Genomic DNA, 21,472 nt, shown 5'->3' with positions numbered 1-21,472 from the left:
CCGGGATCCCGACGCAGCGTGACGGTTGATCCGGCTTCGCAGGAACGAGGAGGCGCGGGATCATGACCAGGAAGGCCTCTGAACGGAAAAGGGCGCGAAACGGCATCCCGCGATCCCCCGATGCCTTCGCCGCCGAACAACAGCCCCGCACCGACGTCGTGGTCTTCGGGGTCACGGCGGTCATCACGGTGTTCTTCGTCTGCTGGGGTGTGTTCTCCACCGGCTCGCTGGCGCGCACGTCGAGCGCCGCGCTGTCCTGGCTGGTGATCAACATCGGCTGGGGTTTCGTGCTCGCCGCGACCGGGTTCGTGGTGTTCGCGCTGTGGCTGGCGTTCAGCCGCTACGGCGCTATCCCGCTGGGCCGGGACGACGAGCAGCCGGAGTTCCGCACCGTGTCGTGGATCGCGATGATGTTCAGCGCGGGCATGGGCATCGGCCTGATGTTCTTCGGTGTCGCCGAACCGCTGGCGCACTTCGTCGAACCGCCGCCGGGCACGGTGTCGCCGCTGAGCGACGATGCGGTCGAGACCGCGATGGCGACCTCGCTTTTCCACTGGACGCTGCACCCCTGGTCGATCTACGCGGTGGTGGGGCTGTCCATCGCCTACTGCAGCTTCCGGCGCGGCCGGAAGCAGCTGATCAGCGCGGTGTTCACGCCGCTGATCGGCAAGCGGGGCGCCGACGGTCCGATCGGCAGGGTGATCGACATCCTGGCGCTGTTCGCGACGCTGTTCGGCTCGGCGGCCTCGCTCGGGTTGGGCACGCTGCAGATCCAGAGCGGCATGCAGTCGGCGGGCTGGATCGGCAGCGTCGGCAACACGGTGCTGGTGCTGATCATCGTGGTGCTGACGATCTGCTTCATCTTCTCCGCGGTCTCCGGCATCGCCAAGGGCATCCAGTGGCTGTCCAACATCAACATGGTGCTGGCGGCGCTGCTGGCGTTCTTCTTGTTCGTGGTGGGTCCGACGGTGTTCATCCTCGACCTGCTGCCCACCTCGATCGGCCAATACCTGCGCGACTTCGGCGAGATGGCCTCTCGTTCGGGCGCCACCGGCGGCGAGGCGATGAACACCTGGCTGTCCAGTTGGACGATCTTCTACTGGGCGTGGTGGATTTCGTGGACGCCGTTCGTGGGCATGTTCATCGCCCGGATCAGCCGGGGCCGCACGATCCGCCAGTTCATCGCGGGCGTGATCCTGGTGCCCAGCGCGGTGAGCGTGGTGTGGTTCGCGATCCTCGGCGGCAGCGCGATCCGGGTGGAGCAGACCGGCGTGGACGTGTTCCGCAGCGGCGGCGAGGAGGCACAGACCTTCGCGGTGCTGGAGACCTTGCCGCTGGCCGGGATCACCACGGTGCTGGTGATGGTCCTGGTCGCGATCTTCTTCGTCTCCGGCGCGGACGCGGCGTCGGTGGTGATGGGCACCCTGTCGCAGCGCGGTTCGATCGAGCCGAGGCGGTGGATCGTGGTCTTCTGGGGCGCGTCGACCGGTGCGGTGGCCGCGATCATGTTGATCATCGGTGGGGAGGATGCGCTCGGCGGCATCCAGAACCTGACGTTCCTCGCCTCGGCGCCGTTCGCGGTGGTGATGGTGCTGCTGTGCGTGGCGTTGCTCAAGGACCTGCGCGAGGACCCGATGATGCAGCGCGGCGAGAAGGGCGCGCAGGTGCTGGAGCGCGCGGTCATCGCGGGAACCGAGCGCCACGGCGGCGACTTCCAGCTGGAAGTCCGCCCGGCCGAGCGCGATTCCGAGGAACCGCTGTGATCGTCCACTGTGGTCACGTTGGTTCCTGTTCGCCGGGTTGCCGCAAATGTCCGGAAGATCAGTTCGACGCGGTTGGAACCTCGCGCGGGGAGATGCGTCTGTTGGGGTAAAGGTTTCCCGATGAGAGGTTTCCCCGATGTCCTTGCGCAGCAAGCTGGTTCTGGCGACTGGTTCGATCGTGCTGTCCGTGCTGGCGTTGACCGGATGCGCCGCTGGCGCGGACACGCCCGCGGCACCGGCTGGCGGCTCCGCGGCGCTCGGTGTGGCTTCGAACCTGACCGCCGCCGCGAAACCGGACATCCGCGCTGGCGTGCACGGCGGCGAGGAGCGGGTCGTGTTCGACTTCAGCAGCCTGCCGAACGTCGACGGCCTGCGCGTGATGAGCCACGAGCTGAACGAGGTGGCCCCGGTCTGGGGTCCCTCCGCCGAGCCGGTCGAGGGCATGACGGGCAAGTCGTTCATCCACATCCGACTGGAGATCGCCGATCCGGCTCGCACCACCGCCGGTCCGGTGCAGTTCGGGCAGTCGTTGGCGCGCAGCGCGGTGGTCAACGACAACTCGCACGGCACCGGCGAGCTGACCATCGGCGTCTCCGAGGGTGTCGACTACGAGGTGCTGGTCGAGGGGGACAAGGTGATCATCAACATGGCCCAGGGACCGTTGGGCCGTTGAGCCGAACGGATCGGTGTTGTGCGTCGCCGAGTGTCGACTTCGGACGGTGTTGAGGCTTCACCCGACGGTGACTTCATGAGAGGGTGCCCGCTGTGAGGTTCCGCATGCCGCGCCACGGGCGCCTACTCGCATCGATCGCCGCAGTCGGCCTGCTGCTCGCCGGATGCGGTTCCGGCCCCAGCCAGGTCGGCGCCGCCGCCATCGTCGGTGACACCCGCATCCCGGTCACCGAGGTCCAGTCCTGGTTCGCCGAGGTGCTCGCCAAAGAACCGGATCTCAAGCCGCAGTTGCAGCAGCAGGGCCAGCTCGACGAGCTCGGCAGGCAGCTGGCCTCGCAGCTGGTGCGGCAGGATCTGGTCGAGCAGGCGGCCCGCGACGAGCGGCTGACCGTCAGCGACGAGCAGATCAACGAGCTGATCAACCAGCTGGGCGGGCCGCAGGCGGCGACCGCGGGCAAGATCTACACCCCGCGCAACGTCCGCGAGATGGCCCGGACCCAGCTGCTGGCAACGGAACTCGGTCGCAAGTACTTCGACGGGCTGGCGGTCACCTTCGACTACACCCAGGCCACCACGCGCCGCGAGGCGGAGGACAAGGCGCGCCGCATGGCGCAGGGCCCGGCCGAGGCCGCCGCGGTGATCGAAGCCGACAGCCGCGCCGGTGTTCCGGCCGCACTCGGTCAGCAGTTGCGCGCCGCGGACAGCCCGCAGCTCGCGGCGGCGACGCCGTTGTTCGGCGCGCAGCCCGGCACGGTGCTGGCCTTCGAACCGGAGCCGAACTCCGGGCAGTGGCTGGTCGCCGTGATCAAGGAACGCCGCACCGACGCTCCCGCTGGGGCGCCTGCGGCCGGTGGTGCCGATGACCAGACGCTGCAGGGTGTGGGCATGCAGCTGCTCGGCATCACGGCGGACCGCGTCGGAGTGCGGCTGAGCCCGCGCTACGGCGTGTGGGACCCGGTGGGGCTGACCGCAGCGCCCAACGAGGGCGAGACCACCGGCTTCCGGTTGGCTCCGCATCGCGTCCAGTCGTGAGCGCGAAGCGGGCTCCAACCCGCTTCGTACCCCCGTGCCGAACGAAGTTCGCCGGGTGAGCAGGTGAGCTTCGACCCGCTTCGGCACTCGCGAGCCGGTCGGGGCGGCGGGCTTGGGACAATCGCAGCATGAACGACGTCCAGGTCTCGGAAGGTTGCGCGGTCGTGGTGGTCGACGACCGGCTCGGCGAAGTCCTACCGGCCGCGGCGGCGCCACTGCTGCGCAGCGCGGCCGCCGTCTACGCCGAGCCAGGTCTCGCACCCGCCACCCGAGCGGCGCTGGCCGCACCTGAGCCACCGGCGCTGAGCGACCTGCTGGCGCAGGCCGCTCGGGAGCCCGTCGTGCTGATCGTCGGCGAACTCGGCTCCGCCGAGGCCGACGGCCTGCACGCCGCGGGCGCCGAGCTGATCACCACCCCGGCCCCGGCCGGGATCGAGCTGCTGGACGCGGTGACGGTGATGGATCGGCTGCGCTCGCCCGGCGGCTGCCCGTGGGACGCCGAGCAGGACCACGACACGCTGCGCCAGTACCTCGTCGAGGAGACCTACGAGCTGCTCGACGCGATCGAGCTCCGCGACCGGGAGGCGCTGCGCGAGGAACTGGGCGACGTGCTGCTGCAGGTCCTGTTCCACGCCCGGGTGGCCACCGAGGACCCGGCCGATCCCTTCGACATCGACGCGGTCGCCGCCGGTTTGGTCAGCAAGCTCGTGTCCCGGCACCCGCACGTCTTCGCCGACGACCCGGCGCTGCTGGACGCCGAGTCGCAGCACACCCGCTGGGAAGAGCTGAAGCAGCGGGAGAAGCAGCGCGAGTCCATTGTGGATGGTGTCGCGCTGGGGCAGCCCGCGGTCGCGCTGGCCGCCAAGCTCGCGCAGCGCGCGAACCGCGCCGGGATTCCGGCGGACGCCATGCCGCGCGGACAGGCCCCGGGTGAGGTGCTGTTCAGCACCGCCGCGCAGGCGAAGCTGGCTGGTCGCGACCCGGAGGACCAGCTGCGCGCGGTGGCGCTGGCCTTCGCCGAGCGCATCCGAGCGGCCGAGCGGCGGGCCCGCGAAACCGGTCGGGAACCAGCGGACCTGGATGCCGCCGAATGGCGGAACTTGATGTCTGATTTGCCCGACCCGGCGGGCGTGCGGTCCGAGTGACGCACACTGATCGCGGGCGCACCGGCTGCTGCGCGGCAGCTCGCGCCCCCGCTTCGGTGTGCAGAGGGAGGATGCTCGTGCCGCGTCGGTTCTGGCTGCTGTTGGCCCCGGTGCTCACCCTGCTGGCGTCCTGCACACCCTGGACGACATCGACGCAAGGTGGCGCCGGATTCGTCCCGCCGTCAGCGGCGGCGCCACCCACCCCCGGCGTCGAACCGCCGCAGGTGGAGCTGCTCGCCCCCGGCGGCGCACCGCTGCCGCCGGACGCCCGGCCGCAGCAGCAACTCGCCGCCTGGGCCGAGTCGATGTCCGACGAGCTCAACATCCCGCGCACCGCGTTGCAGGCCTACGGGTACGCGCAGCTGGCGATCGCCGCGACGATGCCGCGGTGCGGGCTCGACTGGTCGGTGCTGGCCGCGATCGGTGCCGTGGAGTCCAGCCACGGTCGCCACGGCGGGGCGCGGCTGGACGAAACCGGGCGGCCGACCCGCCCGGTCATCGGGCTGCCGCTGGACGGTGCCGACGGCGTCCGGCGCATCCCCGACACCGACGACGGCCGCCTCGACGGCGACCAGGTTTGGGATCGGGCGGTCGGCCCGTTGCAGTTCATCCCGACCACCTGGCGCCGGTGGCAGGTCGATGCCGATGGCGACGGGATCGCCGATCCGCAGGACACCGACGACGCGGCCCTCACCGCTGGGCGGTACCTGTGCAGCGCGGGCGGCGATCTCCGGCAGCCGGACCGGTTCTTCTCGGCGCTGCTGACCTACAACCGAAGCCGCAGCTACGGCCAGGAAGTGCTGGATTACGCCGACTACTACGGCCGAACGAGCCACCAGCTGCCCGCGGCGGGCTAGCGTGGTTCCGCCTGGTCAGCAAGGCTGTGCTGGCGGATGCCGACGGTGCGCGGGCCGGTCCGGCCGGGCGGCGTGATGGATCGGTGCCTGGAGACCGGCGCTACCAGCACGTAGCCTGATCGTCGTGATCAGGGCCACGCCGACCGCACTCGCCGCCTTGGGGCGCCTGGCGATCGCCGTCGCACTGCTGGCCGCGATGGTCTGCGGGGTCGCACTGGTCAACCTCTTCGGCAGGCCGCCGACCGCACCGGTGGCCGGACTGCCGCCGAAGGAAGTGCTGCGGCCAGCCCCGGTATCGCCCGGTTCGATCGCGCCACCCGCCGAAGAACCCCTCCCGCAGCCCGCCCCCGGCGCCGATCCGGTGCGGCAGTGGGCCGACCAGGTCTCCGCGGTGGTGGACATCCCGGCGCGGGCCATCGTCTCCTACGTCAACGCGGACCTGGCGATGCGCGAGTACCAGTCCGACTGCCGGATCTCGTGGGCGACCTTGGCGGGCATCGGGCGCATCGAATCCGATCACGGCCGGTTCGGACGGCGGTTGCTGCGCGAAGACGCCCAACCCTCCAGCCCGATCATCGGGGTGCCGCTGGACGGCACGCCGGGAATCCGGCTGATCCCGGACACCGACGGCGGCGCGCTGGACGGCGACGCGATGCACGACCGCGCGGTGGGGCCGATGCAGTTCATCCCGTCGACGTGGCGGAAGTGGGCCACCGACGGCAACGGCGACGGGCTCGGTGACCCGCAGAACCTCGACGACGCCGCGATGGCCGCCGCCCGCTACCTCTGCGCGGGCAGCCGGGACATGACCACCGGCGCGGGCTGGTGGTCCGGTGTCCTGTCGTACAACAACTCCGTCGACTACGCGCAGAAGGTCTTCGGCCTGGCCGAGTCCTACGCCGAAGCGGGCAACCGCCGCCGCTGACCTGGCCGAAGCGGATGGCGGGGTCAGCTGCCCCGGGTGGCGATGTGCGCGTTGATCTCGCCGAGCGCCTCCTGGTAGGCGGGCGTCGGGTGCATCGTCGCGGCTAACCTGATCTGCGCCCGCGCCTCGTTCAACCGGCCCAGCCGTTGCAGCGTGCGGCCCAGCACCAGGCGCGCGTAGTGGTCCGAGGGATCGAACTCCAGCACGCGCAGGAACGCGCGCTCCGCGCGCCGCAGCTGCGCGGAGAAGTAGTAGGCCCGCCCGAGCAGCAACTGCACGCTCGGTTTGTCGGCTGCGACGTCGAGCACGGGTTCTAGGACGCGGATGGCTTCCAGCGGACGGCGTTGCGCGAGCAGGTCCTCTGCCCTGCGGAACGCTTGGACGATGCCTTCGGTCGTCATGGCGGGGACAACGTTACGTGCCGATCGGCTGTTCCGAGACGTCCGTCTGGATGGTCTTCGCGCCGTGCCCAAGACTCCGCAGTGCGAACACTGGCCGAACATCTGCTTGCCGATCAGGGTCGAAATGTCCGGCCTCCGCCGCTGCGCGCGTGCCTGCGGCAAGCGCTCTACCGGCCCGGTTAGGCTCGTAGGCGGTCGTCGAGCGTTCGGCCGCAATCCTCGCGCATCGCGGAACGCCGAGACGGCTCGCTTGATCCATAGTTCAGAGGCTGGTTAGGAGCACACGTGGCGATCATCGAGCAGGTCGGCGCGCGCGAGATCCTGGACTCGCGCGGGAACCCCACCGTCGAGGTCGAAGTGGCATTGGAGGACGGCACGCTCAGCCGCGCCGCGGTCCCCTCGGGCGCCTCGACCGGCGAACACGAGGCCGTCGAACTGCGGGACGGCGATGCCGCCCGCTTCGGCGGCAAGGGCGTGGAGAACGCCGTCGCGGCGGTGCTGGACGAGATCGGCCCGGAGCTGACCGGCGTGGACGCCACCGAGCAGCGCGTCGTCGACCAGAAGCTGGTGGACCTCGACGGCACCCCGGACAAGTCCCGGCTCGGCGCCAACGCCATCCTCGGCGTGTCGCTGGCGGTGGCCAAGGCCGCCGCCGAGACCTCCGGGCTGGAGCTGTTCCGCTACGTCGGCGGGCCCAACGCGCACGTGCTGCCGGTGCCGATGATGAACATCCTCAACGGCGGTGCGCACGCCGACACCGGTGTCGACATCCAGGAGTTCATGATCGCGCCGATCGGCGCGGACACCTTCTCCGAGGCGCTGCGCTGGGGCGCGGAGACCTACCACGCGCTCAAGTCGGTGCTCAAGGGCAAGGGGCTGGCCACCGGGCTGGGCGACGAGGGCGGTTTCGCCCCCGACCTGCCGAACAACCGCGAGGCGCTGGACCTGATCGCCTCGGCGGTGGAGAAGGCCGGTTACAAGCTGGGCCGCGACATCGTGCTGGCGCTGGACGTCGCCGCGACGGAGTTCTTCGCCGACGGCAGCTACAACTTCGAGGGCACCAAGCGCACCGCCGAGCAGATGGCGGAGTACTACCGGGAACTCATCGGCGCCTATCCGCTGGTGTCCATCGAGGACCCGCTGGCCGAGGACGACTGGGACGGCTGGACCAAGCTGACCGAGCAGGTCGGCGCGCGGGTGCAGCTGGTCGGCGACGACCTGTTCGTCACCAACCCGGAGCGCCTGGAAGAAGGCATCGGCCGGGGTGCGGCCAACGCGCTGCTGGTCAAGGTCAACCAGATCGGCACGCTGTCGGAGACCCTGGACGCGGTCAACCTGGCCACCTCGTGCGGCTACAAGAGCATGATGAGCCACCGCTCCGGCGAAACCGAGGACACCACCATCGCCGACCTCGCCGTGGCCACCGGCTGCGGCCAGATCAAGACCGGTGCCCCGGCCCGCAGCGAGCGCGTCGCCAAGTACAACCAGCTGCTGCGCATCGAGGAAGCCCTCGGTGACGCCGCGCGCTACGCGGGCGAGCTGACCTTCCCCCGGTTCACCCCGGAGAGCTGAGCCATGCCGGTCGGGCGCGCATCGGATCAAGGTCGGCGCAGCCGTCGGGGCGAGCCCCCGGCGGAGCGCCGGTCCGAGCGCGCCCGCCGGGACGGCGCCGGGACGAAGGGATCGGGCAAGCGGCCGGGGCGGCAGTCGTCGACGCGGTCCCGCCCGAAGTCCAGTACTGCGGGAGCGTTCAAGCTCTCCTCGACGCGGCGGGCCGCAGGCCTGGCCATGCTGGTCTGCGTGATGGCGCTGAGCGTGTCGGTGCCGTTGCGCACCTACCTGAGCCAGCGCAACGAGCTGGCCGCGCAACAGCAGCAGCAGACCGACCTGATGCGCCAGGTCAAGGAACTGGAGCAGCGCAAGCAGGAGCTTTCCGACCCCGCGCAGGTCGAGGCCGAGGCCCGGGCGCGACTGGGCTACGTCCGGCCGGGCGAGACGCCCTACATCGTGGAAGTGCCGGTCCCGCCGGTCGCGCCGCCGCCTCCGGACCAATCCGCCGACGCCGGGTTGCCTTGGTACGAAGATCTCTGGAATTCGGTGAGGGGAAAGGATTCTTGACGGTGAACTCGGGCGCGCCGGTGATCAGCGATGCGGATCGGGAGTGCATCCGGCGGCAGCTCGGTCGGCCGCCGCGCGGGCTGCGCGCGATCGCGGCGCGGGACACCGCCGGTGATCCGACCGTGGTGCAGACGCAGCCCCGGCTGGAGGACGGCACGCCGTTCCCGACGCTGTACTACCTGACCGCTCCGCAGCTGGTGGCGCACGCTTCGACGTTCGAGGCCGAGGGTCTGATGCGGGCGATGACCGACCGGTTGGCCGCGGACCCGGACCTCGCCGAGCGCTACCGCCGAGCGCACGAGTCGTACCTCGCGGAGCGCGATGCCCTGGAGCCGCTGGGTACCGAGGTCAGCGCGGGTGGCATGCCGGACCGGGTGAAGTGCCTGCACGTGCACATCGCGCACGCCTTGGCCAAGGGGCCGGGCGTCAACCCGTTCGGCGACGAGGCGATCGCCCTGATCGCCGAGCGCTGGCCCGAACACCGGTACCTGGTCAACCGCTGAGTCTCTTCCGCAGCGATTTCGCGCGAAATCGCCAGTTCTCCCGCCTCGCGAGCGTTGCGGCAGGATCGGCAGTTCACCGCGCCGGGGCGATGCGGTCGAGGAGGCTGCGGGCGCCCGCGACCGGTGTCGCACCGAAGGTGCGGCCGACAGCGGCGAGCCGTGTGGCGGCGAAGGCCTCCGCCACCTGCGTCGGCGCGTGGCGGAACAGCAGCGACGCCTGCAGCGTCAGCGTCAGCAGCTCGGCGAGGCCGCGCGCCCGTTCGGGCGCCGCAGCGGCGAGCTCGCCGCGCAGCCGCCGCAGCGCCGCGTCGTAGTCGACGCTCGCACCACTCGCGGCGTCCAGCTCGGCGAGCAGGGCGTCCTGAGTGGACGGTTGTTTGTCCAGTCCGCGCAGCAGGTCCAGTGCGGTGACGTTGCCGGAGCCTTCCCAGATCGAGCTCAGCGGCGCCTCGCGGTACAGCCGGGGCATGCCCGACTCCTCGACATAACCGTTGCCGCCAAAGCATTCCAGCGCTTCGGCGACCACCACCGGGGCGCGCTTGCAGATGTAGAACTTCGCCGCCGGTAGAGCCAGTCGCAGCAGGTCGTGCTCGTCCTGCTCGACCGCTGCGGCCAGCCGCATCGCCAGCGTCGTCGCGGCTTCCGACTCCAGCGCCAGGTCGGCCAATACGCATCGCATCAGCGGCAGGTCCGCCAGCCGGTGGCCGAACGCGCTGCGGTGCCGCACGTGGTGCGCGGCTTCCGACAGCGCGATCCGGATGTTGGCCGCCGAGCCGAGAACGCAGTCCAGCCTGGTCATCGACACCATCTCGATGATGCAGCGGACGCCGCGGCCCTCTTCGCCGATCAGGTGGCCGAGGGCGCCGGTGTACTCGATCTCGGCGGAGGCGTTGGACTTGTTGCCCAGCTTGTCCTTCAGGCGCTGCAACCGGATTTCGTTGCGGCTGCCGTCCGGCAGCACCCGCGGCACCAGGAAGCAGCTCAACCCGCCGGGTGCTTGCGCCAGGGTCAGGAACAGGTCGTTCATCGGCGCCGAGGTGAACCACTTGTGCCCGACGATCCGGTAGGTGCCGTCGGCCAGCGGTTCGGCGGTGGTGGTGTTGGCCCGCACGTCCGAGCCGCCCTGCTTCTCGGTCATCGACATGCCCGCCAGCAGCGCAGATTTCTCCATCGGCGGGCGCAGCCCGAATTCGTAACCCGATGCGGCGAGTTTCGGCTCGTACTGGCTGGCCAGCGTCGGCGCGTACCGCAGCGCGGGCACCGCGGCGTAGGTCATGGAGATCGGGCACGTGTGCCCGGCTTCGACCTGCGACCACAGGTAGAAACCGGCCGCCCGGCGCAGATGCGCGCCCGGCCCCCGCGTCCACGGCGCCGCGTGCAGGCCGTGGTCGATCGCGCGCGACATCAGCCAGTGCCAGGACGGGTGGAAGTCGACCTCGTCGATCCGGTTGCCGTAGCGGTCGTGGGTGCGCAGCTGCGGCGGATGCTCGTTGGCCAGCCGACCGTGCTCGCGGGCCTCGGCGGAACCGGCCTCCAGCGCGAGCGCGGTGAGGTCGCCGACGGCGTAGCGGGTGAGTGCGGCGCCCAGCGCGGGATCGCAGGCCAGCGGGTCGAAACCGGCCAGCGGTGGCGGCTGGTTGGCCACCCGGTGGGTGCTGAACACGGGCGGCTCGTCGATGAGCGTCATGTTCGGAGGGTAGGCGCAAAACCCACCCGAACGGCGGGCGATCTGCTGATTGATCCACCCGCCTGGCGCAACCGGACTGGTCGGCCGAGCTCCCCGCCAGTCAGACGGGTGATTGTGTCGGCTTGCCGTCGGGCGTTCCTCGAACCGGTCGTGTATCCAGGGATCCGTCTCGGTTTTCCAGTGCTGTTCGGGTCTGCGTGGGGGATGCAGCAGTGACGGCTGGCAAGAAGCGCCACGGCAAGCATGTGTGGAAGGCGGCTCGGCGATTCGGCGGGGCGGCGCGGTGCGCGGCGCGGAAGTGGGCCGCCGCGGCCGCGATGGTTCCGGTGCTGCTGCTACCGGCCACGCTGGTGGGCGCGTCGAGTTCGTTCCTGCCCGGTCCGCTGAAACCGGCTGGCCAGCGGCCGGATCCGCGCCAACTCGGTGCCACCGGCCAGTTGCCGCAGAACCCGCAGCTCAGCCCCGAGTTGCTGAACCGGGCGGCCGATCCGGACGAGCTGGCCACCGGCGCGGGGCCGCAGGTGGCGTTGCCGAGGGGCCCGCTGGGTATTCCGAAACCGGTGCTGGCCGCTTACGTCCGGGCCGCGGAGCTGGTGGACCGGGCCGATCGGGGCTGCGGACTGCACTGGTCGGTGCTGGCTTCGATCGGTCGGATCGAGTCCGAGCACGCCCGCTCGGGCAGCATCGACGTGCTGGGCACGACGGTGCGGGCGATCCTCGGCCCCCGGCTGTCCGGTGGTCCGGGCATGGCCGCGATAACGGACACCGACGCGGGCCGCTACGACGGCGACCCGGTGTGGGATCGGGCGGTCGGGCCGATGCAGTTCATCCCGTCGACCTGGCGGACGTTCGCCGTGGACGGCAACGGCGACGGGGTCGCCAGCCCGCACAACGTCCACGACGCCAGCGTCGCGGCCGGGCAGTACCTGTGCGGTGGGGGCGGCGATCTGCGCAGTCCGCGAGATCTCGCCGCGGCGGTGTTCAACTACAACCACTCCGACAGCTACGTGCGGACCGTGCTGATCTGGGCGGCCGCCTACGCGAAGGGTGTGACGCCGACGCCGTCGGATTTGGCGCCGGAGGTCGATGACGTGCTGGCGGGGGAGCGCCTGCCGGACGGTCCCGCAGCGCTGGCCCTGCCCCCGGCAGCAGCGGCCCCGTCGTTCGTGCCGACGCCGTCACCAACCCGACCTGCCCCGACCGGACGGCCGCCACTGGCACCGCGGCCACCGTCATCGACGTCCCGTCCGACCGAGCAGGTGCCACCGATCAGCGTCGAGCCACCGGTCATCGCGACTCCGACACCGCCGGATTTCGCACCGCCAGGAGCGACCACCGCACCGAGCCCGACCCCGTCGGGAACGTCCCAACCCGGGGAACCGCCCGGCTCGTCCGAACCAGCGCCGCCGTCGGCCAGCGACCCCGCGCCGCCGGGAACGAGCCAACCGGGCATTCCACCGACGCAACCCGCGCCGGGCACTTCGGCGCCACCACCCGCCCCGGACGGATCCGCACCCCCGCCTGAAGGTGCCGCACCGCCGCCTGAGAGCGCCGTGCCACCGGCCCCGCCTACGGGGGAGCCCTCGATCGTCTGCGATCCGGGAGTGCTCGCCAGCGGCGAATTCGCCACCGCGGAGCAGCCGCCGGGCACGACCCTCGAACCGGGCGCCGCCGATCCGCACACCGCTGTCCCCGGCCAGACCGTCTACGTCGAAACGGGCGACGCGGGCGTGCTCGGACCCTGCGCGGTCCCCGCCGACTTCCGGCCGGTGTGATCCGTCTCGGCCGACGTTTTCTCTGGTCAGAGGCCGGAATTCGACGCAGGAGGTGGGCTTCCTCCCGAACGCCGCGAGTGTCATTACCTCGGACGAAGCAGATGCCGTCAGTTCGGGTGAACTTCGGGGGTGTGGCGCGAGCCGCTAGCGTGGGATGTGGGCGCACGAGCGTCGCCCGACGAGCGCGAGGAGGACGCAGATGCCACGGGTCGCGGCGATTGACTGCGGGACGAACTCGATCCGCTTGCTGGTAGCTGATGTGCAGGTGCATGACGACGGTCGGCGCGACCTGCGCGACGTGCACCGCGAGATGCGGATCGTCCGGCTCGGGCAGGGCGTCGACGCCACCGGACGGCTTGCCGAGGAAGCGCTGGAGCGCACCCGGATCGCGTTGGCCGACTACGCCGCGATCGCCCGCCGCAAGGGCGTCGAGCGGATCCGGATGGTGGCCACCTCGGCGACCCGAGATGCGTCCAACCGCGAGGACTTCTTCGCCATGGTCCGGGAAACCCTCGGCGTCGAGGCCGAGGTGATCACCGGTGACGAGGAGGCTCGGCTGTCGTTCACCGGCGCGGTCGGCGATCTTGATCCGGCGGACGGGCCGTTCGTGGTCAGCGACATCGGCGGCGGATCGACCGAGCTGGTGGTGGGCACCTGGGACGGCGCCAGCGCCGACATCACCGCCGCGTACTCCGCCGACGTCGGCTGCGTGCGGCTGACCGAGCGGTGCCTGCGCAGCGATCCGCCCACCGACGAGGAGGTCCGGGAGGCGGAGAAGGTCGCCCGGCAGATCCTCGACGACGCGTTCGCCGCGGTGGACTGCACGGGAGCGCGTACCTGGGTCGGGGTGGCAGGCACCGTGACGACCCTGTCCGCTATCGCGCAGGAACTGCCGGAATACGATCCGGTGGCAATTCATCTTTCCCATATTTCCCAGAGCGGAATCGAACAAATAAACGACGACCTGCTGCGGATGTCGCATGACGAACGTGCCATGATCGGCGCCATGCACCCGGGTCGAGTTGATGTGATCGGCGGTGGTGCGCTGGTGGTCAAGGTGCTTGCCGAAGAATTGGCGGAACGCGCGGGCATTACCGCGATGACTGTCAGCGAGCACGACATACTCGACGGTATTGCCCTGTCTATCAGCTAGTTCCCAGCATCTGGGCAAGCCGTCCATTTGTTGGGTGGGGCGGTATCTGTATCGAGTCAGAAAGTGACGGCTTTGTGACAGCGCATCGCGGCAGGCGGGTTCTCACTTATGTTTACGCTCGTCTGACGCGGCGGTGAATGAACCGCCGCGCGTGATGACTCCAGGCTCGGTTCTGAGATGGGGCACGCGCGTGGAAACAGGAGGACGTAATGCGGAAACGACGCTTGGTCGCTTGGGTTGCGGCCCCGCTCGTCGTGGGGCTGCTGGCCAGCGCCTGCGGCGGCGGTGGCGGCAGTGGGGACGCCGGGGACGGAATTATTTCGGTCAATTCGACCGAACCGGAAAACCCGTTGGTGCCGAGCAACACCACCGAGACCGGTGGCGGCAACGTGATCGACGCGATGTTCACCGGCCTGGTGGGTTACGACGAGAACACCAGCGAGCCGTACAACGAGGTCGCTGATTCGATCAACACGACCGACAACCGGGTCTTCACGATCAAGCTCAAGCCGGGCTGGACCTTCCACGACGGCTCCCCGGTCACGGCCAACAGCTTCGTGCGCGCCTGGAACTTCGCGGCTTACGCGCCCAACGGCCAGTCGACCGCGTCCTTCTTCGAGCACATCCAGGGCTACAACGACGTCAGCCCGGCAGACCCGGACGGGGAGAACGGGCCTGCCACGGCGCCGCAGCCGACCGCCCAGGAGATGTCCGGTCTGAAGGCGGTCGACGACCAGACCATCGAGGTCACGCTCGGCGCGCCGTTCGCGACCTTCCCGGTGATGCTCGGCTACACCGCCTTCATGCCGCTTCCGGAGTCCTTCTTCCAGGACCAGAAGGCGTTCGAGGCGCATCCGATCGGAAACGGGCCGTTCAAGTTCGACTCCCGGCAGCCCAACGCGTTCATCAAGCTCGTCCGCAACGACCAGTACGCGGGCAAGAACAAGCCGAGCATCAACGGCGTCGAGTTCCGCATCTACAACTCGCTGGAGACCGCCTACCAGGACCTGGTATCGGGCAACCTGGACTTCATCGACCAGCTGCCGCCGTCGGCGATGGTTGGTGACAAGTGGAAGACCGACCTGCAGGACCGGGGCAGCACGAAGGCGATCCTGAGCAACAACGCGCTGCAGGTTCCGCTGTACGACCCGAAGTACCAGGACCCGCGGGTGCGGCAGGCCATCTCGATGGCCATCGACCGCAAGCAGATCACCGACACGGTCTTCGCGGGCACCTACGAGCCGGCCACCGGTTGGGTGCCGACCGGTGCCGTGCCGGACTACCAGGCCGGTGCCTGCGGTGAGTTCTGCGAGTTCAACCCGCAGCGCGCGAAGCAGTTGCTGGCCGAAACCGGCTTCCGGGGCCCGATCACCATCGACTCCAACGCCGATGGCGGGCACAAGGAGTGGATCGAGGCGGTCTGCGGGCAGCTGAAGAACAACCTCGGCGTGGACTGCGTGTTCAACCCGATCCCGACGTTCGCCGAGTTCCTGAAGTTGCACGACGAGAACGGGCACACCGGGCCGTTCCGCTTCGGCTGGTTGGGTGACTACCCGGCGGCCGAGACGTTCCTCGGCAAGGTCTACCGCACCGGAGCGTCGTCGAACTACATGCGCTACAGCAGCCCCGAGTTCGACGCTGCGATGGACCGCGCCGACCAGGCTCCGGACGTGGCGGCGGGCAACCAGCTGTACTTCGAGGCGGAGAAGATCCTGGCCAGGGACATGCCGTCCATCCCACTGTGGAACCAGAAGGCCTCCGTCGGCTGGTCCGACAGGCTCGAAGGTGCGACGGTGACCTTTGACCGGCAGCTGAACATCGAAACCGTCAAGCTGGTTTCCTGATCGGGTGAGTCCGGGTCCGGCTCGAACTCTGCGGGCCGGACCCGGCTTGCGTCCTGGAGGAGGTTCACGTGGGACGCTACGTGCTGCGGCGGCTGCTGCAGCTGATCCCGGTTTTCATCGGGACCACTTTCATCATTTACGCCCTGGTGTGGGCGCTGCCCGGTGACCCGTTCGCCGGGCGCTGCGGGGACCGGGCCTGCCCGCCCGCGTACGTCGCGGAGATGACCGAGAAGTACAACCTGAACGATCCGGTGATCGTCCAGTACTTCAAGTACCTCGGGCAGCTGTTCACCGGCGACTTCGGCGAGACCTTCGCCGGTATCCGGGTCAACGAGCTGGTGGCCAACGCCTACCCGATCACCCTGCGCCTGTCGATCGTGGCGCTGGCCATCGCGGCGCTCATCGGCATCGGCGCGGGCATCATGACCGGTCTGCGCGGTCGCGGGTACATGGACAGCCTGGTGTTGATGTCCACCCTGTTCCTGATCTCGCTGCCGGTGTTCGTCACGGGTTTCATCCTCCAAGTTGTGCTCGGCACCGAACTCGGCATCATCCGGCCGAGCGTCAGCGCGCAGGCCACCTGGGGTGAGCTGATAGTGCCGGGCTTCGTGCTGGGCAGTACGTCGATGGCCTACGTCGCCCGGTTGACCCGCACCTCTCTGATGGAGAACCGGCGGGCCGACTACGTGCGCACCGCCGTGGCCAAGGGGCTGGAGCGCAAGCGGGTCGTCGGAGTGCACCTGCTGCGCAACTCGCTGATCCCGGTGATCACGTTCCTGGGCACCGAGCTGGGCGCGCTGATGGGTGGCGCGATCGTCACCGAAGGCATCTTCAACATCCGCGGCATCGGTGGCCTGATCTACAACGCCATCCTCACCAAGGAGGGCACGACGGTCACCGGCATCGTGACCCTGCTGGTCCTGGTGTACCTGCTGATGAACCTGCTCGTGGACCTGCTCTACGCGGTTCTCGACCCGAGGATCCGATATGACTGAACAAAGCACTTCCAGTCTGACGTCCGGTCCGGTCGGTCCGACACCGACCGAGCCCGAGACCGCGGTCCCGGCGGCGGCCAATGCCAGCAGCGAGAAGCCGCGTGGCCTGTGGGGCGACGCCTGGCGCGACCTGCGGCGGCGGCCGATCTTCCTGATCTCGATGGCGATCATCATCGTGCTGCTCGTGATGGCGGTGTTCCCGCAGCTGTTCACCTCGGTGGACCCCAACCACCAGGACCTGGCGCGATCGCGGCAGGCGCCGTCCGCGCAGGCCTGGTTCGGCTACGACCTGCAGGGCCGGGACATCTTCGCCCGGTCGATCTACGGCGCCCGCGCCTCGATCGTGGTGGGTGTGCTGGCGACGCTGCTGACGGTGGTGATCGGCTCGGTGTTCGGGCTGATCGCCGGTTACTTCGGCGGCTGGTTGGACAACGTGCTGTCCCGGTTCGGTGAGATCTTCTTGGGCCTGCCGTTCGTGCTCGGCGCGATCGTCATCCTGACCACGCTGAACCCGGCGACCGGGGTGCCAGATCCGGTGCGGATCACCACGCTGGTGATCGTGTCGATCTCGATCCTGTCGTGGCCGGTGTCGATGCGGATCATGCGATCGGCGGCGATCTCGACGCGCAACCAGGACTACGTCAAGGCCGCGCGGGCGCTGGGCGCGAGCCCCACCCGGATCATCCTCCGGCACCTGCTGCCGAACTGCCTGGCCCCGGTCCTGGTGTACGCCACGATCGCGCTGGGCACGTTCATCGCGCTCGAAGCGACGCTGTCGTTCCTCGGGTTGGGGCTGCGGTCTCCGGTGGTCTCGTGGGGCGTGATGATCGCCGACTCCCGCGACTACATCACCATCTCGCCGCACCTGCTGATCTTCCCGGCCGGGTTCCTGGTGGTGACGGTGCTGGCTTTCGTGATGCTCGGTGACGCCGTGCGCGATGCGCTCGACCCGAAGCAGAGGTAGGAGAACCGCTTTGTCTACTGTGGACAACAAAGCCCCGGCGGAGCGGCTGCTGGAGGTCGAGGACCTGCACGTGGAGTTCCGCACCCGCGATGGCGTGGCCAAGGTCCTCAACGGCGTCAACTACCACGTCGACGCCGGGGAAACCCTTGCCGTGCTGGGCGAATCCGGCTCTGGCAAGAGCGTCACCGCGCAGACCATCATGGGCATCCTGGACATGCCGCCGGGCGTGATCACCGGCGGTTCGATCCGGTACCAGGGCGAGGACCTGCTGACCGCCTCCGACGCCCGGCGCCGCGAGCTGCGCGGCGAATCGATGGCGATGATCTTCCAGGACGCGCTGTCCGCACTGAACCCCGTCTACACGGTCGGATTCCAGATCGCCGAGCAGCTTCGGATGCGCCGCGGCATGTCCCGCAAGGACGCCACCGCCAAGGCCGTCGAGCTGCTGGACCAGGTGAAGATCCCGAACGCCAAGCAGCGCGTGAAGGAATTCCCACACCAGTTCTCCGGCGGCATGCGGCAGCGCGCGATGATCGCGATGTCGCTGGCGCTGGACCCGACGCTGCTCATCGCCGACGAGCCGACCACCGCGTTGGACGTCACGGTGCAGGCCCAGATCATGGACCTCCTCGACGAGCTGCGCCGGGAGCGCGGCATGGGGCTCATCCTGATCACCCACGACCTGGGCGTGGTCGCCGAGGTCGCGGACCGGATCGTGGTGATGTACGCCGGGCGGATCGTGGAGTCCGCGGACGCCTACTCGCTGTACCAGCAGCCCGGCCACCCCTACACCGAGGGACTGATGCGGTCGATCCCGCGGCTGGACCTCAAGGGGCACGAGCTGGAGACCATCAAGGGCCTGCCGCCGAGCCTGCTGGCGGTGCCGCCGGGCTGCCCGTTCCACCCGCGCTGCCCGCGCGCCGAGGAGCGCTGCCGCCAGGAGGTTCCGGCCTACCACCAGTTGGGCCTTGGGCGGGAGAGCGCCTGCCACTTCGCGGAGGAGTTGATGAGCCATGGCTGAACCGATCCTCCAGGTGCGGGACCTGGTCAAGTACTTCCCGGTCACCCAGGGCGTGGTGTTCAAGCGCACCATCGGGCACGTGCGGGCCGTGGACGGGGTGTCGTTCGACCTCAGCCGGGGCGAAACGCTCGGTGTGGTCGGCGAGTCCGGCTGCGGCAAGTCGACGCTGGCGCAGGTGCTGATGCGGCTGGAGAAGCCGACCAGCGGTTCGGCGCTGTTCGAAGGCCGCGACATGTTCAAGATGCGCGGCTCCGAACTGCGCAAGCTGCGCCGCGACATGCAGATCGTGTTGCAGGACCCGTACACCTCGCTGAACCCGCGGCGCACCGTCGGCGACATCGTCGGCGAGCCGTTCGAGATCCACCCGGAGGTGGCGCCGAAGGGCGAGCGGCGGCGCAAGGTGCAGGAGTTGCTGGAAGTGGTGGGGCTGAACCCCGAGCACATCCAGCGCTACCCGCACCAGTTCTCCGGCGGTCAGCGGCAGCGCATCGGCATCGCGCGGGCGCTGGCGCTGCGGCCGAAGGTGATCATCTGCGATGAGCCGGTGTCGGCGCTGGACGTCTCGATCCAGGCGCAGGTGATGAACCTGCTCGGCGAGTTGCAGCAGGAGTTCGGCCTGTCGTACGTGTTCATCGCGCACGACCTCGGTGTGGTGCGGCACCTGTCGGACCGGGTGGCGGTGATGTACCTGGGCAAGGTGGTGGAGATCGGCACGGACGAGCAGATCTACGAGCACCCGCAGCACCCGTACACCCAGGCGCTGCTGTCGTCGGTGCCGGTGCCGGACCCCACGCTGCGCGGTCGACGCGAGATCATCCGCCTCACCGGCGACGTCCCGAGCCCGGCGAACCCACCATCAGGCTGCCGCTTCCGAACCCGCTGCTGGAAGGCCCAGGACATCTGCGCCGAACAGGTCCCGGCCCTGGAAGTCCGCCTGGACTCCCACCCATCGGCCTGCCACTTCGCCGAAGAACGCCCCCACGTGGTCGCGTAACGGGTGATCTTTTCGAGGTGAGGGGCACCTGTGACCCAGTTACTTGGTCACAGGTGCCCCTCACCCATCACCCGATCCGGTTCTCCGCGAGGGCGAGCAGGAACGCCCGCCACTGCGCGGGCCCGACGGATAACTGCCCACCATCACGGTCCTTCGAATCCCGAACGCCAACCACATCGACACCGAGACCGACCTCGACGCAGTTACCGCCGCTGGTCGAGCGGGTGCTCTTGCGCCAACCAACCTCAACGCAATTGTTGTTGTGCGGGCTGTAGCTGGACTTCCGCCAGTGAATCGCTTCCTCGCGCTGCATTGGGTAATCTCCAAACGTCATCGCGCGAACTCGTCCGCGATGCGCAGGATGAACTTCTCCGACTCCACCGGATCCAGCGCAGCCGCCACGAGTTGTTGCCACAGCAGAGTGTAGGCGTGCACATCATCGTGTCGGTCCAGGTAGCGGCCGTCTGTGAAGTCTTCGACGTAGACGAACTCAAGCGGACCCGCGTTGCCAGGTGACGGCACGCGGAACAGGTTGAAGTCGTGTGTCGCACGCGGCGCTGTCGCTGCGTCGAAAGGCAGAACCTGGATCTGAACGTTGCGGTGTCGTGCGACCTCAGCCATGTGGCGGAGTTGATTCACCATCAGCTCCCGATCGCCAACGAGGCGGCGAAGTGACGACTCGGAGAGAACGAAGCTGACCTGTGGTGGGTTCGGCTTGGTCAGGACGGCTTGACGTTCCAAGCGAGCTTCCACCGCATCCTCAGTGGACTGATCGCTGAGCTGGAGCTGAGACGTCGTGAAAAGCGCATGGATGTACTGCTCGGTTTGGAGCAAGCCCGGCACGATCTCGTTCTGGTACTGGAAGATCGCAGAAGCATCTGCTTCCAGGTCCACTGCCATGCGGAAGTACTTGGAGTACACGGACCGATAGCCGGACCATCGACCACGGTCTTGGCTTCCCCGCGCCAGATCAAGAAGTTCGTCCACGTCGATTACGTTCGCTACGTGTTGTTCATAAGCGTTCGCGAGCTTCTTCAACACGTGCTGCGGCAGCGCGGTTTGGCCGCGCTCGACCCTGCTCATCGTGCTGTTGGTCTTCCCGATGAGCTTGCCCGCGACTTCGAGATCGAGACCGGTCTGCTCCCGAGCATGACGCAGGAGGTGGCCCACGAGCAGCCGTCGGACGGTCGGTGTTGGCATGCCGTAGAGCATCGCATTTGGTCTCAGACTGCAACGTAACCCTTTCGCGTGGCAGTTGATCGTGTCCCTTGCGGCTCATGAACACCTTCAATCACAGTAAAGTGGGATTGCAACAATATGGGAGACCGCAAGGCTCGGCTCATTCGAAGTGGACTGGTTCTGGCGACCCGTCGGTGTTGGGCGGCATGGGTTCGGGGTCGCTGCGAAGCGAGCTGATCCGCATGTGCGGGTGGAGTCGTTCTGCGGTGTCGAGGTCGAGGCGTGGCGGGTGCAGCGGCTGCCGGAGATCGAGTGGATCGACGAGGACACCTGCATGGCCTGCTGGCGCCGCATCGCCGACCGGTGGTCGTGAGTGCCAAAGCCGGTTGCAACCGGCTTTCGCACTCACGACCCCTGATCAGCAGAAACCCAACCCCCAGTGCA

General features: G+C 68.9%; 21 protein-coding genes. 17 read left to right on the top strand and 4 right to left on the bottom strand.

Annotated features, from left to right (window positions below):
- Positions 1-62 precede the first annotated feature (62 nt).
- The 6 genes from ACTWQN_RS28265 to ACTWQN_RS28240 all read left to right on the top strand — a co-directional run bounded on the left by ACTWQN_RS28265 (position 63) and on the right by ACTWQN_RS28240 (position 6,394).
- The gene (locus ACTWQN_RS28265; protein ID WP_443206623.1) at positions 63-1,763 is read left to right on the top strand and encodes a BCCT family transporter; all 1,701 of its coding nucleotides are present in this window, start codon (positions 63-65) and stop codon (positions 1,761-1,763) included.
- A gap of 136 nt (positions 1,764-1,899) precedes the next feature.
- Positions 1,900-2,436, top strand: a complete 537-nt coding sequence (locus tag ACTWQN_RS28260; RefSeq protein ID WP_443206622.1) for an AMIN-like domain-containing (lipo)protein — start codon at positions 1,900-1,902, stop codon at positions 2,434-2,436.
- A gap of 104 nt (positions 2,437-2,540) precedes the next feature.
- Positions 2,541-3,467, top strand: coding sequence for a SurA N-terminal domain-containing protein (locus ACTWQN_RS28255; protein WP_443206621.1), 927 nt, complete (start codon positions 2,541-2,543; stop codon positions 3,465-3,467).
- Positions 3,468-3,595: 128 nt separating this feature from the next.
- Positions 3,596-4,612 (top strand): nucleoside triphosphate pyrophosphohydrolase, encoded by a 1,017-nt coding sequence (locus ACTWQN_RS28250; RefSeq protein ID WP_443206620.1) that lies wholly within the window; start codon positions 3,596-3,598, stop codon positions 4,610-4,612.
- A 77-nt stretch (positions 4,613-4,689) separates the two neighbouring features.
- On the top strand, positions 4,690-5,469 hold the full coding sequence (locus ACTWQN_RS28245; RefSeq protein ID WP_443206619.1) for a lytic transglycosylase domain-containing protein: 780 nt from the start codon (positions 4,690-4,692) through the stop codon (positions 5,467-5,469).
- A gap of 124 nt (positions 5,470-5,593) precedes the next feature.
- The gene (locus tag ACTWQN_RS28240; protein ID WP_443206618.1) at positions 5,594-6,394 is read left to right on the top strand and encodes a lytic transglycosylase domain-containing protein; all 801 of its coding nucleotides are present in this window, start codon (positions 5,594-5,596) and stop codon (positions 6,392-6,394) included.
- Between the two features lie 23 nt (positions 6,395-6,417).
- On the opposite strand, the gene ACTWQN_RS28235 is transcribed toward ACTWQN_RS28240, so the two are convergent.
- Positions 6,418-6,795, bottom strand: a complete 378-nt coding sequence (locus ACTWQN_RS28235; RefSeq protein ID WP_443206617.1) for a tetratricopeptide repeat protein — start codon at positions 6,793-6,795, stop codon at positions 6,418-6,420.
- A 285-nt stretch (positions 6,796-7,080) separates the two neighbouring features.
- Here ACTWQN_RS28235 and eno point away from each other — a divergent pair, with 285 nt between their 5' ends.
- The 3 genes from eno to ACTWQN_RS28220 are packed head-to-tail and all read left to right on the top strand — an operon-like array spanning position 7,081 to position 9,416.
- Positions 7,081-8,367 carry a phosphopyruvate hydratase gene (eno, locus tag ACTWQN_RS28230; protein WP_443206616.1) on the top strand — a complete coding sequence of 429 codons (1,287 nt, stop codon included), beginning with the start codon at positions 7,081-7,083 and terminating at the stop codon, positions 8,365-8,367.
- 3 nt (positions 8,368-8,370) lie between these two features.
- Positions 8,371-8,913 (top strand): FtsB family cell division protein, encoded by a 543-nt coding sequence (locus ACTWQN_RS28225; RefSeq protein WP_443206615.1) that lies wholly within the window; start codon positions 8,371-8,373, stop codon positions 8,911-8,913.
- 2 nt (positions 8,914-8,915) lie between these two features.
- Positions 8,916-9,416: a DUF501 domain-containing protein gene (locus ACTWQN_RS28220; protein ID WP_443206614.1), complete on the top strand. Its 501-nt coding sequence runs from the start codon at positions 8,916-8,918 to the stop codon at positions 9,414-9,416.
- A 73-nt stretch (positions 9,417-9,489) separates the two neighbouring features.
- On the opposite strand, the gene ACTWQN_RS28215 is transcribed toward ACTWQN_RS28220, so the two are convergent.
- Positions 9,490-11,103: an acyl-CoA dehydrogenase family protein gene (locus tag ACTWQN_RS28215; protein WP_443206613.1), complete on the bottom strand. Its 1,614-nt coding sequence runs from the start codon at positions 11,101-11,103 to the stop codon at positions 9,490-9,492.
- Positions 11,104-11,315: 212 nt separating this feature from the next.
- On the opposite strand from ACTWQN_RS28215, the gene ACTWQN_RS28210 reads away from it, so the two are divergent.
- The 7 genes from ACTWQN_RS28210 (at position 11,316) to ACTWQN_RS28180 (ending at position 19,849) form a co-directional block, all read left to right on the top strand.
- Positions 11,316-12,878, top strand: coding sequence for a lytic transglycosylase domain-containing protein (locus tag ACTWQN_RS28210; RefSeq protein WP_443206612.1), 1,563 nt, complete (start codon positions 11,316-11,318; stop codon positions 12,876-12,878).
- 199 nt (positions 12,879-13,077) lie between these two features.
- Complete coding sequence (locus ACTWQN_RS28205) at positions 13,078-14,031, top strand: Ppx/GppA phosphatase family protein (RefSeq protein WP_443206611.1); 954 nt, start codon at positions 13,078-13,080, stop codon at positions 14,029-14,031.
- Positions 14,032-14,240: 209 nt separating this feature from the next.
- The gene (locus tag ACTWQN_RS28200; RefSeq protein WP_443206610.1) at positions 14,241-15,875 is read left to right on the top strand and encodes a peptide ABC transporter substrate-binding protein; all 1,635 of its coding nucleotides are present in this window, start codon (positions 14,241-14,243) and stop codon (positions 15,873-15,875) included.
- A gap of 68 nt (positions 15,876-15,943) precedes the next feature.
- Positions 15,944-16,870, top strand: coding sequence for an ABC transporter permease (locus tag ACTWQN_RS28195; protein WP_443206609.1), 927 nt, complete (start codon positions 15,944-15,946; stop codon positions 16,868-16,870).
- Positions 16,863-17,834 carry an ABC transporter permease gene (locus ACTWQN_RS28190; protein WP_443206608.1) on the top strand — a complete coding sequence of 324 codons (972 nt, stop codon included), beginning with the start codon at positions 16,863-16,865 and terminating at the stop codon, positions 17,832-17,834. The genes ACTWQN_RS28195 and ACTWQN_RS28190 overlap by 8 nt, the downstream gene beginning before the upstream one ends.
- Positions 17,835-17,844: 10 nt before the next feature.
- Positions 17,845-18,855, top strand: coding sequence for an ABC transporter ATP-binding protein (locus ACTWQN_RS28185; protein WP_443206607.1), 1,011 nt, complete (start codon positions 17,845-17,847; stop codon positions 18,853-18,855).
- On the top strand, positions 18,848-19,849 hold the full coding sequence (locus ACTWQN_RS28180) for an ABC transporter ATP-binding protein (RefSeq protein WP_443206606.1): 1,002 nt from the start codon (positions 18,848-18,850) through the stop codon (positions 19,847-19,849). The genes ACTWQN_RS28185 and ACTWQN_RS28180 overlap by 8 nt, the downstream gene beginning before the upstream one ends.
- 67 nt (positions 19,850-19,916) lie before the next feature.
- Here the strand turns inward: ACTWQN_RS28180 and ACTWQN_RS28175 are convergent, their stop codons facing one another.
- On the bottom strand, positions 19,917-20,162 hold the full coding sequence (locus ACTWQN_RS28175; protein ID WP_443206605.1) for a DUF397 domain-containing protein: 246 nt from the start codon (positions 20,160-20,162) through the stop codon (positions 19,917-19,919).
- A 17-nt stretch (positions 20,163-20,179) separates the two neighbouring features.
- Positions 20,180-21,061, bottom strand: a complete 882-nt coding sequence (locus tag ACTWQN_RS28170) for a helix-turn-helix domain-containing protein (RefSeq protein ID WP_443206604.1) — start codon at positions 21,059-21,061, stop codon at positions 20,180-20,182.
- Between the two features lie 217 nt (positions 21,062-21,278).
- Here ACTWQN_RS28170 and ACTWQN_RS28165 point away from each other — a divergent pair, with 217 nt between their 5' ends.
- On the top strand, positions 21,279-21,401 hold the full coding sequence (locus ACTWQN_RS28165; RefSeq protein ID WP_443206603.1) for a hypothetical protein: 123 nt from the start codon (positions 21,279-21,281) through the stop codon (positions 21,399-21,401).
- Positions 21,402-21,472 lie beyond the last annotated feature (71 nt).

The organism is Saccharopolyspora antiqui (assembly GCF_052246905.1).
Classification (GTDB): Bacteria; Actinomycetota; Actinomycetes; order Mycobacteriales; family Pseudonocardiaceae; genus Saccharopolyspora.
The sequence above is the reverse complement of the archived record's forward strand: the minus strand, read 5'-3'. Positions and strand labels throughout refer to the sequence as shown.

Excerpts from the sequence above, each read along its gene's own strand:
- ACTWQN_RS28170 (WP_443206604.1), bottom strand. The coding sequence starts at position 21,061 with ATGCTCTACGGCATGCCAACACCGACCGTCCGACGGCTGCTCGTGGGC.
- ACTWQN_RS28250 (WP_443206620.1), top strand. The coding sequence starts at position 3,596 with ATGAACGACGTCCAGGTCTCGGAAGGTTGCGCGGTCGTGGTGGTCGAC.
- ACTWQN_RS28215 (WP_443206613.1), bottom strand. The coding sequence starts at position 11,103 with ATGACGCTCATCGACGAGCCGCCCGTGTTCAGCACCCACCGGGTGGCC.
- ACTWQN_RS28175 (WP_443206605.1), bottom strand. The coding sequence starts at position 20,162 with ATGCAGCGCGAGGAAGCGATTCACTGGCGGAAGTCCAGCTACAGCCCG.
- ACTWQN_RS28225 (WP_443206615.1), top strand. The coding sequence starts at position 8,371 with ATGCCGGTCGGGCGCGCATCGGATCAAGGTCGGCGCAGCCGTCGGGGC.
- ACTWQN_RS28235 (WP_443206617.1), bottom strand. The coding sequence starts at position 6,795 with ATGACGACCGAAGGCATCGTCCAAGCGTTCCGCAGGGCAGAGGACCTG.
- ACTWQN_RS28205 (WP_443206611.1), top strand. The coding sequence starts at position 13,078 with ATGCCACGGGTCGCGGCGATTGACTGCGGGACGAACTCGATCCGCTTG.
- ACTWQN_RS28260 (WP_443206622.1), top strand. The coding sequence starts at position 1,900 with ATGTCCTTGCGCAGCAAGCTGGTTCTGGCGACTGGTTCGATCGTGCTG.
- ACTWQN_RS28265 (WP_443206623.1), top strand. The coding sequence starts at position 63 with ATGACCAGGAAGGCCTCTGAACGGAAAAGGGCGCGAAACGGCATCCCG.
- ACTWQN_RS28190 (WP_443206608.1), top strand. The coding sequence starts at position 16,863 with ATGACTGAACAAAGCACTTCCAGTCTGACGTCCGGTCCGGTCGGTCCG.
- ACTWQN_RS28200 (WP_443206610.1), top strand. The coding sequence starts at position 14,241 with ATGCGGAAACGACGCTTGGTCGCTTGGGTTGCGGCCCCGCTCGTCGTG.
- ACTWQN_RS28180 (WP_443206606.1), top strand. The coding sequence starts at position 18,848 with ATGGCTGAACCGATCCTCCAGGTGCGGGACCTGGTCAAGTACTTCCCG.
- ACTWQN_RS28255 (WP_443206621.1), top strand. The coding sequence starts at position 2,541 with ATGCCGCGCCACGGGCGCCTACTCGCATCGATCGCCGCAGTCGGCCTG.